Raw genomic sequence first — 16449 nt, forward strand, 5'->3', positions numbered from 1 at the left:
CCCTCCTCACCCGACCTGCGCGCCGACCTGGTCCATGACGACCGAGCTCAGCGCGACCTGTCCGCCGAGCAGGACCCCCCGCAGCGGGTCCAGCGCCTGCAGCGCCGACCGGGCGTCGCTGACGAGCTGGTCCTGCCGGGTGAGGACGACCGGCACCCCCTGGCTGCCCGCGCGCGCGGCGCCCACGAGGGCGTCCGGGAACGCGGTGCCGGTGGCGACGTAGACGCGCGCGGGCTCCTCGTCGAACTGGCGGGCGACGGCCGCGGCCACGGCATACCGGTTGCTGCCGGTGAGGCGGGTCACCGAGCCCGAGGTGTGCCGGCGCAGCTGGCCGACCACGGTGTCGGACACCGCGACCGGGCCACCGACCACGACGATCCGTCCGGGGTCCAGCCGGGCGATCTGCTCCTCTACCGCGGGGTGGAGCCCCCCGGTCGGGGTGAGCAGCACCGGGGCCCCCTGGTCCCCCGCGAGGGCACCGATGGCCAGGGCGTCGGGGAAGTTGGCCCCGCTGGCGACGTAGAGGACCGGCCGGCCCGGGGAGTAGGTCTCGGCGAGCGCCGCCGAGACGTCGTAGCGGGTCGCGCCGGTCACCCGGCTGGTCGTGCCGGCGTAGGCCCCGGCCTCCCGGGCGACCGTCGAGCTGACCGCGCCCGTGCCACCGAGCACCACGAGGCGCTGCGGCGAGAGCCGGTCCAGCTGGGCCGCGGTCGCCCCGGGCAGCCGGTCCGAGCGGGTGAGCAGCACCGGGGCGTCACGCTGGGCGGCGAGGGCCGACGCGCCGATGGCGTCCGGGAAGTTCTCCCCCGTCGCGAGGTAGGCGACCGGCACCCCGGCCGGGTACGTCGCCGCAATGCGGGCGGCCGAGGCGTACCGGTCCGAGCCGGAGATGCGCGAGACCGGCGCGTCGCGGCACGTGTAGACCTGGACGTTGTCGACGTCCCAGCGGGTGGTGGCCCCGCCACGGCTGGTGTGCTCGAACCACGTGCCGAGGTGGCCGGACTCGTCGTCGGTGGCGGCGGTGACGTCGTAGACCCGGCCGTCCCAGGACGACCCGGCGTAGACCCGCAGGTCCACGGAGTTCATCTGGACGCGGGTGTACGCCGAGTTGCCCTGGGTCCCGCGGGTGGACAGGGCGAGCATGGTGCGGCGGTCGACGGAGACCTTGACGTAGGGCAGGAAGAAGTGGTCGCTCGGGTCGGCGGAGGACACCACCGCCCGGGCGGCCCCGCCGTCCCGGGAGGACACCCGGCCCCAGCCGTCGTTGAACCGCGCCTGCGGGGCGGCCGAGTCCATGCTCCAGCTGCCCACGCTCACCCGTCGCGTCATGCCCTCCGGGCAGGGGGCCTGCCCCAGGCCCGACCACCCGACCGCTCCCGGGGTGGCCGCCTGCACCTCCGACCAACCGGGCTCCCCCTCGGCCCCGGGGTCCGCCGCCGAGGTCGCCACCACGCCCAGACCACCGGCGGCCAGGACCCCCGCGAGCACCGCGGAGGCCAGGACCGTGCTGCCGCGACGTCGACGTGGATGGCTCATCCGGGGCGCTCCGGTCAGCGACCGGCGTCCTCGACGGCCGCCTCGTGCGCCTCCTGGGCCCGCTGACGCTCCAGCTCGGCCTCCCGCTCCTGCTGCTCCTGCTGCTTGCGCTCCTTCTCCCGCGCGGCCTCCTCGCGGGCCCGCTGCGCCTCCAGGCCCGGAGCACCGGCGACGCGCTCGGCGTCGATGGCTGCCGCCTCGACCGCGACCCAGGTGGGGCCGTCGACCTCTCCGGTCGGCTCGAGCCCGGCCTCCTCCTGCACCTCGCGGACGGCCTGGGCGGTCAGCGGGCCGAAGCTGCCGTCGGCCTCGACGCCGAGCAGCTCCTGGAGCACGCCCACCGCTCCCCCGGCGTAGGGGCTGCCCTCGCTGCCCTCGACCGCGGCACGGGCGGCGAGCTCGCCGTCCGGGTCCGCGCCGATGTCCCGGCTGCCCTCGGCGAGCTCGACGTCGCGCAGCGCCATGGTCGGGTGCGCGGCCCGCTCGAGGTAGACCCAGGTGAGCGGGGTGACCTCGGCCGGCTCGTCACCGCGCCGCTCGGCCTGCTCGGCGAGCACCGGGACGGTCTGCTCCCACTCGGCCAGCGCCTCGGCGGTCTTGGGCCCGAAGTCCCCGTCGGGCTCGGCGCCCAGGGCCTCCTGGAGGGTCGTGACGCCCTTCCCCTTCTCGCCCTGCGTCAGGGTGGTCCGCTTGTACGGGGTGAAGCTCGAGACCTGCCAGTCCTCGGGGGTGATGGACAGCGCCGAGGCCGGGACCTCCTCGAGGTCCCACCCCTGGGCGGCGGCATAGGTGAGGGCGTCGGCGACGCCGGTGGCCGGCAGCTCGTGCTCGGTCTGCCACTCGACGAGGGCGGTGCGGGTGGGGGCGTCCAGGACCCCGGTGGGCTCGATGCCGAGGACGGTCTGCAGCATCGACACCCCCGGCCCCGCCTCGCCGGGGCGCACCCGCGCGAGGTCCGTAGCCGGGGCGGCCACGGCCGGGTCGGCGCACGGCTCGAACCGGGGGAAGGTGTGCAGCGCGGCATACTCGCGCGCGACGGTGTCGCAGGGCCCGAGGTCGGGCTGGGTCACCGCCACACCGGTCCACCAGGAGGTCCGCATCATCGCGCCGTCCCAGGTGAACGACAGGTGCACGTGGTCGGTGTGTGGGCTGGGGCCGACGTAGTGCCGCCACTCGTTGTCGTCCTTCATGAAGACGAGGCCGTTCCAGATGATGTACTCGATGCCGAAGCGGCGCATCATCTCGCCGTCGTCCTCGGTCAGCCAGGCCACGGCGGCGTCCCCGATGCGCCGCTCGTGCGGGTCGAAGGCGTCGAGCTGCCAGTCCAGCGCCCGGCCGTCGTGGTGCTGGCTCATGTAGTCGATGCAGGGTCGCGCGCCGGTCCAGCCCGGACGGCCGTAGTGGTCGGTGAGGAGGAGGGCGAAGGCGATGACGCCCGGGCGGTCCTCCGGGTCGCAGGACAGCTGGTTCTGGTATGCCGTGTCCTCGTCGACCTCGACCGGCAGGTCGTCGTTCTGCGGGGGCCCGGGGACGGGGTAGGCGGGGTCCTCCGGCAGCTGCACGAAGCTGGCCGGCCCGGCGGGCGTGCCGCTGTGCGAGTACCCCCCACCACCCGGGGCGGGCGCGACCGGCGCGCCGTCCCCCTGGGTGCCGTCACCGTGGGTGCCGTCGGCGGGCGCGTCACCGGTGGGAGCGGGCTGGCCCTGACCGTGGTCCGCTCCGCCCGTGCCCTCGGCGCCGGCGGCGACCGGGGCGGCCGTCGGCTCCTCGTCGGCGATCGCCATCGACGAGGAGAGCGCGAGCGCCCCGGTCAACATCGACGTCGCGAGCAGGCGAGCCCCACCCCGACGCCGTCCCCCTGTGCCTGCCATCGACTACTGACCCCTGACCTGTCTCGTGGGCGCCGCAGCGACCCGACGTGTGCATGACGAGCGCCGACCACCACCTCGCTGGGGCGGCCCGGCGCTGCGGTCAGCCTACGTCCCCCTCGTCGTCCGCGGTACCCCTCACCAGCCCTTCTTTACCAAGTCGTCATCCGCACGGCCTCAGATGCCCCATCGATCACATCTGCCCCACACGCATCATCCGTCAGCCGGGTGCTCCGCCGCGGGTTCACCAGACCGTGACCTTCTCGTCAGGTGGGGGGAGCCGGCGATGGGCTACGTTGCTTCCGGCGGGTTCGCCGAGGAACCTGCGACGGACACCCTCATGAGGAGAACACCACGCATGTCCCCCCGAACCCCTTCCGCACGTCGTGGCCTCGTGGCCGTCGGTGCAGCGGTCGCCCTCGTCGGTGGCGGTGCCGCCGCCGCGACGAGCGCGCCCAGCCTGCCCACGGCACCCGAGATCGAGGACCCCACCCAGGTGCACCGCATCGCGGGCGCCGACCGCTACGAGACCGCCGCCGAGATCGCCCGGGCCTTCCCCGAGGAGGCGACGGGCACCGTGGTCGTCGCCTCCGGGCAGTCCTTCCCCGACGCCCTCAGCGCGCAGATGCCGTCGGGCTCCGCCGGTGTGGCCGGCGGGCTGTCGCGCCCTGACAACGCCGAGGCCGCCGGGCTGCCGGTGCCGATGCTGCTGACCAAGCAGGACGCCCTGCCCGGCGCCACCGCCGCCGCGCTGACCGACCTCGCGCCCAGCCAGATCATCCTCGTCGGCGGGACCGTGGCCGTCTCGGCCGCCGTCGAGACCGAGCTCGAGGGCTTCGGCGCCGAGGTGGTGCGGATCTCGGGCGAGAACCGCTACGACACCTCCGCCGAGATCGCCGCGCTCTTCCCGACCGGCCTCCCGGTCCTCTACCTCGCGACCGGGACCGACTTCCCGGACGCCCTCACCGGTGGTGCCCGGGCCGGGCGGGACGGCGCCCCCCTGCTGCTCACCGACCCGGACGAGCTGCGCCCCAGCACGGCCGAGGCGATCGCCGCGCTGCAGCCGCAGTCGGTCGTCGTCCTCGGTGGGTCCGGCGCCGTCTCCGACGACGTCGTGGAGTCCGTCACCGGCCTGGTGCCCGACACCACCCGGGTCTTCGGCACCGACCGCTACGAGACCGCCGTCGCGCTGGCCTCCTCCTACGAGTTCGACTCGGTGTCCTACCTCGCCAGCGGCCAGGACTACCCGGACGCGCTCACCGGCGGGGCGCTGGCCGCCTACCACGCCGGCCCGCTCCTGCTGAGCCGCGCCACGGAGGTGCCCGCACCCACGGCCGGCGCCCTCGACCGGCTCTCCCCCCAGGGTCTGGTGCTCTTCGGCGGCGAGGGAGCCCTCTCCGACGAGGGGGTGGCGACGCCCCTCGAGACCGTGCTGCCCGTCTGGGTCGACGAGCTCGTCGTGCAGATGCTCTCGTTCAACGACTACCACGGCCACATCGAGGAGGAGGACGGGACGCTCGACGAGGAGCAGGACCCCGACCAGAACCTCGTCGGCGGCGCGGTCAACCTCAGCTCGACCCTGGACGCGCTGCGGACCCGGTCCTTCGAGGACCAGACGCTGACGGTGGCGGCGGGTGACCTCATCGGCGGGTCGACCTTCGTCTCCGGCCTCTTCCAGGACGAGCCCTCCGTCGAGACCCTCGAGGTCGCGGGCCTGGACATCTCCGGCGTCGGCAACCACGAGTTCGACGAGGGCGTGGACGAACTCCTGCGGATGCAGGAGGGCGGCTGCCACCCCGAGCGGGGCTGCTTCGGTGACGAGCCCTACGACGGGGCCGACTTCCAGTGGCTCGCGGCCAACGTCGTGGACAAGGAGACCGGCGAGTCCATCCTGCCCGCGACCGAGGTCCGCAGCGTCGACGGCGTGGACGTCGGCTTCATCGGCATGACCCTGGAGGAGACCCCGACGCTGGTCAGCCCCGGCGGGGTCGCGAGCGTCGACTTCCTCGACGAGGTCGAGACCGCCAACGCCCAGGCCGCCGCGCTGCGGGAGCAGGGCGTCGAGTCGATCGTCGTGCTGCTGCACGAGGGTGGCTACCAGACCGGCACCTACGACCAGTGCGAGGGCATCTCCGGCCCGGTCGTCGAGATCGCCGAGAACCTCGACCCGGCCATCGACGCCGTGGTCACCGGCCACACCCACCAGCCCTACGTCTGCTCGATCCCGGACCCGGCCGGTGCCGACCGCCTGGTGACCAGCGCCAACCAGTACGGCCGCGTGGTCACCGAGACCGCGCTGACCATCTCCCGCACCTCCGGTGACGTGACCCGCGACCGGGCCTACGCCGACAACCACCTGGTGCTGCAGTCCATCGCGGACGACCCGGAGATGGCCGAGGTCGTCGACACCTGGGTCGCCCGGGCCGAGGTCCTCGCGGGCGAGGTCGTCGGCACCGTCGCCGAGGACATCACCGGTGACGCCGGCGGTGACCGCGGCATCGAGACCCCGATGGCCAACCTCATCGCCGACTCCATCCTCGCCGGCACCGACGGCGACGACGAGGGCGGGGCGCAGATCTCCTTCATGAACGTCGGCGGGGTGCGCGCGAGCCTGCTCGTCGACCAGATCAGCAACGACGAGGAGGCAGGAGAGGTCACCTACCAGGAGGCCTACAACGTCATGCCGTTCGGCAACATCATCGTGTCGATCGACATGACCGGCGACCAGATCAAGGCCGTGCTCGAGCAGCAGTACGTCCCCGACCGTGGCCGTCAGTACCTCGCGCTGGGCGTCTCGGAGGGCTTCACCTACACCTGGGACGACAGCCAGCCCGAGGGCAGCAAGGTGAGCGACATGGCGCTGGACGGCGTCCCGCTGGAGATGGGTGAGACCTACCGGGTCTCCACCCTGAACTTCCTCCAGGAGGGCGGCGACAGCTTCACCGCGTTCACCGAGGGCACCGACCTCGTCGGTGGCCCCGAGGACCTGGCCAACCTGGTGGACTACCTCCGGGCCAACCCGGGTCTCACCGCCCCGGAGAGCCGCGTCGACGGCCTCTGAGCCGCACACCGAGGGCCGCCACCCATCCCGGGTGGCGGCCCTCGGCGCGTCCGCCGAGATCCCCGCCCGTTCCACGGGACGGGCGCGACGACCTGACCGCGACGCCTCGACACGCGGTACAGTCTGCCTACGCTGTTCAACGATCGTCACACTTTTGTCCTAGATGGAGAGGCGGCCGCGATGGGGCAGGCGCGCTACACGGTCAAGCAGGTGGCCGACCTCACCGGGGTCGCCCCCGCCACCCTCCGCGCCTGGGAGCGCCGGTATGCCGTGGTCGAGCCGCAGCGCAGCAGCTCGCGCTACCGGCTCTACGACGACGCCGACATCCGACGGTTGAGCCGCATGGCCGAGCTGGTGCGCGGCGGCAGCCCGGCATCGCTGGCTGCGACGCAGGTGCAGGAGGAGACCTCCGAGCCGACCAGCACCGGCGAGTTCCGCACCGGTGAGGGTCCGCCCGTCGCGGACCTCATCCTCGCCGCGCAGCGCTACGACCAGATCCTCCTGACCGCGGTGCTCGACCGGGCCATGGCGCGGACGTCCTTCGAGCACGCGCTGGAGGGGTGGCTCATGCCGGCCCTCACCGAGCTGGGCCGGGCCTGGGAGCGCGGCGAGGTCGACGTCGCCAGCGAGCACTTCGTCTCGGCCGCCGTGCACCGGCGGCTGTCGGCCGCCTTCGACGCGGCCGGTCTCAACGAGGGCGCCCCGGTGGCGCTGGTGGGGCTACCCCCCGGCGCGCTGCACCAGCTCGGCGCCCTGGCCTTCGCCGTCTGCCTGCGCCGTCAGGGCATCGACGTGCGGTTCCTCGGCGCGGACGTCCCGGTCGCCAGCTGGGACCACTCGGTGCGCACCCTCGGCCCGGCGGGTGTCGTGGTCTCGGTGCCGATACCGCGCGACGCGGAGCCGGCCGGCGAGCTCATCGAGCGGCTGACCCAGACCTACCCCGGCGTCCCGGTCTGGGTCGGTGGGTACGGCAGCTCCACCCACCCCCTCGGGCGCACCCTGCCCCCGTCTGCCGTGGAGGCCGCGCGCGCCGTGTCGCGCGACCTCCTGCGGCGGTGACGGGAGCGCTCAGAGGTTCTCGTCGACGAACTCCCGGGCCACCTCGGCCGGGTCCTGGCCCTCGGTCTGCACCTGCACCATCATCGAGGTGAGGTTCTCGGTGTTCAGCGCGGCCGACACCTCGTTGAGGGTCTCCTCGATGGTCGGGTTGACCGCGTCGGCGCGCAGGAGGGGCACGATGTTCTGGGCCGCGAAGAGCGACTCGGGGTCCTCGAGGACCACGAAGCCGTTCTCCTCGACAGCCGGGTTGGTGGTGAAGATGTTGGCGACGTCCACCTGACCGTTGGCCAGCGACTGCACGGTGAGGTTGGCGCCGGCCGCCAGCGAGCGGAAGCTGCCGAACTCCAGGCCGTAGACCTCCTGGAGGCCGTCGACGCCGTTCGGTCGGGTCTCGAACTCCGGCGGGCCCCCGAGGGTCATGTCGCCGGCGTGATCGGACAGGTCGCCGATGGTGGTGAGCCCCAGCTCCTCGGCCGTCTCACCGGTGACGACCAGCGAGTCCTTGTTCTCCGCCTCGCTGATCTCCAGGACCTGCAGGTCCTCCGGCAGGTTCTCCTCCAGGTCGGCGAGGACGTCCTCGGAGGAGGTGGCCGTGATCTCGGGGTTGAGGTAGGTGGCGAGGCCGCCGGAGTACTCCGGCAGCGCGTCGATCGAGCCGTCCTGGATGCCGGCGATGTAGGCCTCGCGGCTGCCGATGTTGAGCTGGGTGTCGACGTCGACCCCGGCGTCGGAGAGCGCGGCCGCGTAGATCTCCGCGAGCAGCTCGTTCTCCGGGAAGTTCGCCGAGCCGATGGTGATGCTGCCGGCGCCGGCGTCCTCGCTGCCACCGGCCTCGGAGTCGCCGCCGGTGTCCATGGGGTCGCTGCCGCCGCCGCAGGCGGCCAGGCCGAGGGTCGCGCTCAGGGCAAGGGTGATGACTGCGGTGCGTCGCATGAGGGGGTCCTCCCGATGGGGTTGGGTTGTCTGGTCGAACGTCGGGTCCGGGTGGGGTATGCCGTGCGCTGGGTCACGATGTGGTCACGGGATCGGGGCGCCTCAGTGCTCCTTGGCGACGACGAGCCCGGGCGAGACGACGACCCGCTGGACGCCGGCCATCACCAGGTCGACGAGCAGGGCCAGCAGGGCGACGACGATGGCGCCGCCGGCCATGACCTCGTACTGGCGGGAGGCCTGCCCGTCGATGAGGTAGCGCCCCAGCCCGCCGATGCCCACGATGGCCGCGATGGTGGCCGTGGCGATGATCTGCAGCATGGCCGAGCGCAGCCCGGAGATGAGCAGGGGCAGGGCGGCCGGGAACTCCACCTGCCAGAGGATCTGGGCCTCGGTCATCCCGACGCCGCGGGCGGCGTCCCGGGCGGCCGGGTCGACGGCCTCGACCCCGGCATACGTGCCGGACAGCACCGGCGGGACGGCCAGGAGCACCAGCACCAGGACGACCGGCAGCTCGAAGGCGAGATTGCCGCTGAGCCGGGGCAGGAGCAGCAGGGTGGCCACGAAGAGGACGCCGAGCGAGGGGATGGCCCGGAAGGCGCCGGCCAGGTTGATCGCCAGCCAGCGGCCGCGGCCGGTGTGGCCGATGAACAGACCCACGGGCACGGCGACGAGGGCCGCCAGCAGGAGCGCCACGACGGAGATCCGCAGGTGCGTGATGCTCTGGGCGACGATCCCACCGGGCCCCGTCCAGGTGGCGGGGTCGACGAGCCACTGCCAGGTGAGGGAGATCATCGGGCCACCCCCGCCCGCAGCCACGGCGTGAGCACCCGGGAGAGCAGCGCGATGCCTGCGTCCAGGACGAGCGCGAGCGCGACGCACGCGGCGATGCCGACGACGATCGGTCCCATGTCGTTGCGGTTGAAGCCCTCGGTGAACAGCTGCCCGAGCTGGCTCACCCCGATAAGCGCGGCCACCGAGACGATGGAGACGTTGCTCACGGCCGCGACCCGCAGGCCGGCGGTGATGACCGGCACGGCCAGCGGCAGGTCCACGACGAGGGTGCGGCGCAGCTCGCCGTACCCCATGGCCGTGGCTGCCTGCCGGGTCGCCCCGGGCACCGAGCCCAGGCCGTCGGCCACCGTGCGGGTGAGCAGCGCGACGGAGTAGAGGGTCATCGCCACGAGGACGTTGGCGTCGTCCAGGACGCGGGTGCCCAGCAGCAGCGGCAGCAGGATGAACAGCGCCAGCGAGGGGATGGTGTAGAGCAGCCCGGTGCCCGCGATCATCGGCGGGGCGAGCCAGCGGTACCGCGTCGCCAGCCACCCGAGGGGCAGGCTGATGAGCAGGCCCACCAGCAGCGGCACCCCGGCGAGGTAGAGGTGGCGCAGCAGGAGGTCACCGACGGTGGACCAGGCGACGCCCCCGATCACGCCGCGCTCCCGCCCCGCGCCCTGATCGCCTCCAGCACGCGCTCGGGAACGACGGTCCCGACCACCCGGCCGTCCTCCACCACGACCCCCCGACCGGAGGGCGCCGAGAGCGCGGCGTCGAGGAAGACCCGGGCGGAGTCGCCGACCTCGGCGAGCGAGCCCATGCGGTGCAGCTCCTCCTCCCGCACCGGACCGCCGGTGCCGCCCTGGCGGTCGACCCAGCCGAGCGGCTGCCCGTCCTCGTCGACGACGAGGACCCAGCCGCGCCCGGCCGGCACGTCCTCGCCCAGCGCGACGGTCTCCTCCGGATCGGACTCGACCTGCGTGGTGGTGAACCCCAGCTTGCGGTAGCCGCGGTCCTTGCCGACGAAGCTGGCCACGAAGTCGTCGGCGGGCTCGGTGAGCAGCTCCCCGGGGCTGGCGAGCTGGGCCAGGTGACCGCCCTGGCGCATCACCGCGACGTGGTCGCCCAGGCTGATGGCCTCGTCGATGTCGTGGGTGACGAGCACGACGGTGATGCCGAGCTCGCGCTGCAGGCGGCGCACCTCGTTCTGGAGGTCGGTGCGCACCAACGGGTCGACCGCGCTGAAGGGCTCGTCCATGAGCACCACCTCCGGGTCGCTGGCGAGCGCGCGGGCGACACCGACGCGCTGCTGCTGCCCACCGGAGAGCTGGGCCGGGTAGCGGGACGCCTGGTCGGCGGTGAGCCCGACCTTCTCGATGGCCTCCATCGCGGCCGTGCGGGCCCGGCCCTTGTCCCAGCCGATGAGGGTGGGCACCGTCATGACGTTGGCCAGCACGGTGCGGTGCGGGAAGAGCCCGGCGTGCTGGATGACGTAGCCGATGGACCGGCGCAGCCGGGCGGGCTTGCGGTCGGCGACGTCCTCGTCGTTGATGAGGATCCGCCCCTCGGTGGGCTCGACCATGCGGTTGATCATCCGCAGGCTCGTCGTCTTGCCGCAGCCCGATGGCCCGACGAAGACGGTGATGCCGCCCCGGGGGACCTCCAGACTGAGGTCGTCCACGGCCGTGGTGCCGTCGGGATACCTCTTGGTCACGCTCTCGAAGCGGATCATCACCCAGACCCTACGGGGTGGGCCCGACACCGGCACCCCAGGCAGTCCCCGGGAGGGTGAGCGGGCGTGGGAGGCGATGCCGGCACGGCTAGCGGATGCCGACGGCGGACCGCACGGCGTCGCGGTACGGCGTCGGGCCCCCGGGCGGGGCACCGACCATCTCGCGCAGGTCGTCCTCCTGGCAGACGACCTCGTGGACCAGCGAGCCGACCAGCGGCTTGGCCACCCCCGCGTCGACGGGGGTGACGAGACCGACCCAGTGGCCGGCGAGCCACGGGGTCAGCACGGGCAGGGTGACGATCATCCGGTGCCGCAGCCCGGTCTCCTCGGCGAAGCCCTGCATCATCGCCTTGTAGGTCAGCACGTCCGGGCCACCGATGTCGAAGGTCCGGTTGACCTCCGGCGGCAGGTCCGCTGCGGCGACGAGGTAGTGGAGCACGTCGTCGATCCCCACCGGCTGGATCCGGTTCTTCAACCACTTCGGCGCGACCATGACCGGGAGCCGCTTGGTGAGGTGGCGCAGCATCTCGAAGCTGGCCGAGCCCGAGCCGATGACCGTCGCGGCCTGCAGCACCGCGGTCGGCACCCCGCAGGCCATGAGGATCTCGCCGACCTCCACCCGGGAGGCCAGGTGCTTGGACAGCCTGCCCTGCGGATGCAGACCGGAGAGGTAGACGATGCGACCCACCCCCGCCTCACGGGCCGCCCGGCCGAACTCCCGGGCCAGGCGTCGGTCCCGCTCGACGAAGTCCCCCGAGCCGTCCATGGAGTGGATGAAGTAGTAGGCGAGGTCGGCGCCGCCCAGCGCCCGTGCGAGGTCGGCCGGCTCGTTGGCGTCCCCCTCGGCCACCTCGACGCGATCGGCCCACTCCTGGGGCAGCTTGTCGGCCGACCGGGTGAGGGCGCGGACGGTGTACCCGGCGTCCAGCAGGCGCGGGACCAGGAGCCCACCGACGTAGCCGGTGGCGCCGGTGACCAGCGCCACGCGGGTGGGGGTGTCGGGGGTGGGGGTGTCGGAGGGGGATGAGGTCATGGTGTCAGCTCACGATCGACAGGAGAGGGGGCAGGATGAGGAGCATGCCGGAGGACCAGGTGATGTGCGTGATGGCCGGGCCGAGGATCCCGCCGGTGACCCGGCGCTGCAGCCCGCAGACCAGCCCCAGGCAGACGGCGGCGAAGACGAGCAGCGGCACCCCGGCCACCACGGTGGTCAGGGCGTAGATCGCCGTCGTCGCGATGACGGTCCAGCGTTCGGGGATGGCGGCGTAGAGCGCTCCGCGGAAGAAGATCTCCTCGGCGATGCCGTTCACGACGGTGATGACGAGCACGAGCGGGACCGAGGCGAAGCGGACGTGGTCCAGGAGCTCGTTGACCGGGCCGAGCAGGAACGGCACCTGCGCCACGAGCAGCGCACCGGCGGTGAAGACGGCCAGGAGCAGCAGGCCGAGGGCGAGGGACTGCACCACCGGACGGGCGTAGGACTGGCCCCGACGGGTATGGCCGCGGCCCAGGTAGAGACGACCCGAGGCGAAGGCGCCGAGCACCCAGGTGGCGGCGAGGGCGGAGCTGCCCAGGTAGAAGAGCGGGTTGCCGGGCTCCAGGCGCAGGGACCACCACAGCAGGGCCGTGCCGACCACCAGCGTCAGCCCGGTCACCACCTGACGACGCACCCGGACGGCGGGCGGGTCACGGTGGTCCCGAGGCACCTTCGTCACCAGCGCTGCACGGAGGAAGGCGCTCAGCTCGGTGACGGGGTTCACGCTTGCCCACCCTGCCGTACCTGGCACCGGACCGCCTCTCGAAGCCTGTCGTGACTCGTGGGACAAACATGGTGCAGCCGCGCCTCGGCGGCCGTCCCACGATGCCTCGAGGGCCAGCATACCGGGGACCGACCGGCACTCAGCATGTGACAAACCCTTGACACGGACGATCCACGGCGCCATGCTGGGAAGGGTTGACGCCGTGCCCGTCTCCCCGTGGTGCGGGTGGTGTCTGCACGCTCTGGGCTGTGCACGGGACAGCGGCCGGTACGGGTGGCGGGAAACACTCGTACCGTCCGCCGTCGCGTGCACAGCCCGCGTCCGGTGCGGACCTATCGCCCGGCCGCCACCGGGCCCCGCACGGGACGGTGCAGGACCACCTGACCCACGTCGATCGTGCCGGCTGTGAACCCGGCCTGGCAGTAGGCGAGGTAGAACTCCCAGATGCGCCGGAACCGCTCGTCGAAGCCGAGCTCGACGATCCGCGGCCAGGCCTCGCCGAAGCTGGTGCGCCAGCGGCGCAGGGTCTCCGCGTAGTGCTGCCCGAAGACGTGGGCCTCGCCCAGCCGCAGGGAGGTGTGCCTGGTGCAGATCCGCTCCATGGCGTCGAGGCTGGGCAGCGCGCCGCCGGGGAAGATGTACTTCTGGATCCAGCCGTAGGTGTTGCGGGTCGACAGGTAGCGCTCGTGCGGGAGCGTGATCGCCTGCACCACGGCCGTCCCTCCCGGTGCGAGCCGGGCGTCGATGCTCCCGAAGTAGGTCGGCCAGAACTCCTCCCCGACCGCCTCGACCATCTCCACGGACACCACGGCGTCGAACTCGCCGTCGACCTCGCGGTAGTCCTGGACCCGCACCTCGACCCGGTCCGCCAGCCCGGCCTCGGCCACCCGCTTCCCGGCCCACGCCGCCTGCTCGCCCGAGAGGGTGATCGTGCGCACCTGCGCCCCCCGCTGGGCCGCCCGGACGGCCAGCGTGCCCCACCCCGTCCCGATCTCCAGCAGCCGGCTCCCCTCCTGGACCCTCGCCCGGTCCAGCGCCGCGTCGACCTTGCGCAGCTGCGCGTCCTCGAGCGTCTGGTCGTGCCAGGGGGCGTCCTCGTCGAAGAGCGCGCACGAGTAGGTCATCGACGCGTCCAGGAACGCCGCGAACATCTCGTTGGACAGGTCGTAGTGCGCCTCGATGTTGCGGCGCGACCCGTCGAGGGTGTTGCGGGTGGAGCGGGGGAGCGCCTGGTCAGCCAGGTGCCGCAGGGCCCGCAGCGGTCGGGGCAGGCCGTCGCCCAGCCGCTGCGCGAAGGGGAGCAGCACGGCGGCGAGGTCGTGTCCGGGGGCCGGGCTCCAGTCGCCCTCGGTGTAGCCCTCGCCCACCGCCACCTTGTGCGAGGCGCCGAGCCGGGCGTAGAAGCGCTCCGGCTCGTGCAGGACGACGGCCGGCCGCCCCACCGGCCGGGCGTCCTGGCCGGTGCCGGCGTCAGCGCGACGGCGCTCGTCCTCCTCGGTGCGCAGGTCGACGTCGACCCGGCGCAGCACCTGCTCCATGACCCGCCGGGCGGCGGCCGCGCGGGCTCGGGCCACGGGGTCGGTGCGGACGGGTAGGGGGGCTGGGCTGATCATCGGACGGCCTCCTTCGGGTGGGTGGGACGGTCGTGGATCGGCAGCCGGCGCCAGAGGCGCAGCCCGTGCAGCCGGATGAGGAGGGTGACGACCTGCGGCATGAGCAGGTGCCGACGGACCACCCGGGCCACCGCCCCGGGCGTCGCCGGGCGCGGTATGCCGTCGGTCACCGCGGTGATGACCCGCTCGCCCTCGCGCTCGAGGCCGATGACCACGGCGACCCGCTCCGGGGTCAGGCGCAGGGAGACGGCATACCGTCCACGGGTGTCGTTGAAGGGCGAGACGTAGAGCTCCTTGTCCATGCTGCCGCGGCCGGCCCCGTCGAGGTCGAGCAGGTAGCCGTGCCGCTCGCCGTAGGTGTTGTGGACCTCGAGGACGACGGTCCGCAGCCGTCCGGCGGCGGTGCGCACCCAGAACACGGTGAGCGGGTCGAAGACGTAACCCAGGACCCGGGCGTTGGCGAGCATGAGCACCTGGTCGTCGGGCGCCAGCGGCACCCCGCGACGTGCGCAGAATCGCTCGAGGTCGCCGCGCAGGCCGCCGCCCAGCCGGCCTCCGTCGAGGTGGTCGGTCGCGGAGAACGTGCTGACCAGGCGCCGCCACCCGCGGTGCGTGGGCAGGTCGTCGAGGTCGACGAGCCACTGGTAGGTCCGGTAGCGGAAGGCGTGGTGCACCGGTCGGTGCCGGGTGTGCGCCACGGTGCCGACGACCAGGGCGGGCACCGACGGGGGATCCAGGACGGCGGTGCTCATGCCGCACCGCCGAGCGCCAGCTTCCCCTCCAGCCGTCGCGCGGCCTGCAGACCCGAGCGCGCGCCGTCCTCGTGGAAGCCCCAGCCCAGGTGGGCGCCGGCGAAGGCCAGCCGCGACCCGCCCGCCTCGCGCAGTCGCGCAGCGGCCTCGATGGCCTCGTGCGTGAACACCGGATGAGCGTACTCCCGCTCCACGAGCACCCGGTCCGGGTCGACCCGTCCGACGTGGTTGAGGGTGACGACGTAGTCGTCGGGGACGTCGGGGCCCAGCCGGTGCAGGGTGTTCATCCAGTAGCTCACGAGCACCCGGTCCTCGCGGGCCGCGCACCCCGTGAGCCGGTAGTTCCACGCCGCCCTGGCCCGGCGGGCCGTCGGCAGCACCCCCGGGTCGGTGTGCAGGACGGTCGGGTTGAGCGAGTAGCGGATCGATGCGAGGTCGGCGCGCTCTGCCTCGGTCGCGTCGCCGAGCACCCGCAGGGCGATGTCCGCGTGCGTCGCGAGGACCACCCGGTCGAGCGTCTCGGTGGCCGGCGCGGCACCACCGGTGCTCACCTCGACCCGGTCCGCGTGCCGGTGCACCCCCGTCACGGGCGCGCCCGTGCGCACCGTCGCGCCGGCCGCGACCAGCGCCTCCCGGATGCGCTCGACGTAGACCCGGCTGCCGCCGACGACCGTGCGCCAGGTCGGCGACCCACCCACGGTGAGGAGGCCGTGGTGGTCGAGGAACTCGAAGAGGTGGTGGGCGGGGTAGGCCGCGGCGTCCTCGTGGCCGGAGGACCAGACGCAGCAGATGAGCGGGATGGCGTAGTGCTGCACGAAGTAGGGGTCGAAGCGACCGCGCTCGAGGAAGCCGCCCCACGTGAGGGGTGCGGCCTCGCCGCGGCGGGACGCCGCGAGCTCGGCGAGCGCGGCCCGGTGGAAGCGGGGCACCTCGCGCAGCAGCCGTCGGTAGCGAGGGTCCAGCACCCGGCTCGGCTGCGCGAGCAGGCCGCCGAGACCCTTGGCGCCGGCGAAGGACAGCCCGCACCCGTCGCAGGTGATCGACATCGACATCTCCGTCTCCTGCGTGGGGACGTCGAGCTCGTCGAAGATGCGCCGCAGCACGGGGTAGGTCCGGTCGTTGTGCACGATGAACCCCGAGTCGACGGCCAGCCGCTCCCCCCGGTCGGAGAGCACGTCGTGGGTGTCGGCGTGCCCGCCCAGCCGGCCGTCGGCCTCGAGCAGCAGCACCCGGTGGCTGTGCCGCAGGTGGTATGCCGCGCTCAGGCCCGCGACACCGGCACCGACGACGGCGACGGTGGGTCGGTCGTCGGCGGCGCGGGCCGGTGCGGGAGAGGTCGTCGTCGGGGCACTGGTCATGGC

General features: G+C 73.4%; 13 protein-coding genes. 2 read left to right on the forward strand and 11 right to left on the reverse strand.

What is annotated here, in order from left to right; all coding sequences use genetic code 11:
* Positions 1–6: 6 nt before the first annotated feature.
* Positions 7–1536: a cell wall-binding repeat-containing protein gene (locus Q0795_RS08190; RefSeq protein WP_298888691.1), complete on the reverse strand. Its 1530-nt coding sequence runs from the start codon at positions 1534–1536 to the stop codon at positions 7–9.
* Between the two features lie 14 nt (positions 1537–1550).
* The gene (locus tag Q0795_RS08195; protein ID WP_298888693.1) at positions 1551–3407 is read right to left on the reverse strand and encodes a peptidoglycan-binding protein; all 1857 of its coding nucleotides are present in this window, start codon (positions 3405–3407) and stop codon (positions 1551–1553) included.
* Positions 3408–3762: 355 nt separating this feature from the next.
* Between Q0795_RS08195 and Q0795_RS08200 the strand changes: the two genes are divergently transcribed.
* Together Q0795_RS08200 and Q0795_RS08205 are read left to right on the forward strand one after the other, a co-directional pair.
* Positions 3763–6465: a cell wall-binding repeat-containing protein gene (locus tag Q0795_RS08200; protein WP_298888695.1), complete on the forward strand. Its 2703-nt coding sequence runs from the start codon at positions 3763–3765 to the stop codon at positions 6463–6465.
* Positions 6466–6645: 180 nt separating this feature from the next.
* Positions 6646–7524 carry a MerR family transcriptional regulator gene (locus Q0795_RS08205; protein WP_298888697.1) on the forward strand — a complete coding sequence of 293 codons (879 nt, stop codon included), beginning with the start codon at positions 6646–6648 and terminating at the stop codon, positions 7522–7524.
* 9 nt (positions 7525–7533) lie between these two features.
* Here the strand turns inward: Q0795_RS08205 and Q0795_RS08210 are convergent, their stop codons facing one another.
* The 9 genes from Q0795_RS08210 to Q0795_RS08250 form a co-directional block, all read right to left on the reverse strand.
* Positions 7534–8457 carry an ABC transporter substrate-binding protein gene (locus tag Q0795_RS08210; RefSeq protein ID WP_298888699.1) on the reverse strand — a complete coding sequence of 308 codons (924 nt, stop codon included), beginning with the start codon at positions 8455–8457 and terminating at the stop codon, positions 7534–7536.
* A gap of 102 nt (positions 8458–8559) precedes the next feature.
* Positions 8560–9249: an ABC transporter permease gene (locus Q0795_RS08215; protein WP_298888701.1), complete on the reverse strand. Its 690-nt coding sequence runs from the start codon at positions 9247–9249 to the stop codon at positions 8560–8562.
* A complete protein-coding gene (locus Q0795_RS08220; RefSeq protein WP_298888703.1) occupies positions 9246–9887 on the reverse strand; it encodes an ABC transporter permease in 642 nt (213 codons plus the stop codon). The genes Q0795_RS08215 and Q0795_RS08220 overlap by 4 nt, the downstream gene beginning before the upstream one ends.
* Positions 9884–10963 carry an ABC transporter ATP-binding protein gene (locus Q0795_RS08225; RefSeq protein ID WP_298888705.1) on the reverse strand — a complete coding sequence of 360 codons (1080 nt, stop codon included), beginning with the start codon at positions 10961–10963 and terminating at the stop codon, positions 9884–9886. Before Q0795_RS08225 ends, Q0795_RS08220 begins: the two co-directional genes overlap by 4 nt.
* Before the next feature lie 88 nt (positions 10964–11051).
* Positions 11052–11996, reverse strand: a complete 945-nt coding sequence (locus Q0795_RS08230) for an NAD(P)H-binding protein (RefSeq protein ID WP_298888707.1) — start codon at positions 11994–11996, stop codon at positions 11052–11054.
* A 4-nt stretch (positions 11997–12000) separates the two neighbouring features.
* Positions 12001–12723, reverse strand: coding sequence for a CPBP family intramembrane glutamic endopeptidase (locus tag Q0795_RS08235; protein WP_298888708.1), 723 nt, complete (start codon positions 12721–12723; stop codon positions 12001–12003).
* A gap of 332 nt (positions 12724–13055) precedes the next feature.
* A complete protein-coding gene (locus tag Q0795_RS08240; RefSeq protein WP_298888710.1) occupies positions 13056–14336 on the reverse strand; it encodes a cyclopropane-fatty-acyl-phospholipid synthase family protein in 1281 nt (426 codons plus the stop codon).
* On the reverse strand, positions 14333–15088 hold the full coding sequence (locus Q0795_RS08245; RefSeq protein ID WP_298888712.1) for a DUF1365 domain-containing protein: 756 nt from the start codon (positions 15086–15088) through the stop codon (positions 14333–14335). The genes Q0795_RS08240 and Q0795_RS08245 overlap by 4 nt, the downstream gene beginning before the upstream one ends.
* Positions 15085–16446, reverse strand: a complete 1362-nt coding sequence (locus Q0795_RS08250; protein WP_298888714.1) for an FAD-dependent oxidoreductase — start codon at positions 16444–16446, stop codon at positions 15085–15087. Before Q0795_RS08250 ends, Q0795_RS08245 begins: the two co-directional genes overlap by 4 nt.
* Between the last annotated feature and the right edge of the window lie 3 nt (positions 16447–16449).

Source organism: uncultured Serinicoccus sp. (genome assembly GCF_947487915.1).
Lineage (GTDB): Bacteria > Actinomycetota > Actinomycetes > Actinomycetales > Dermatophilaceae > Ornithinicoccus.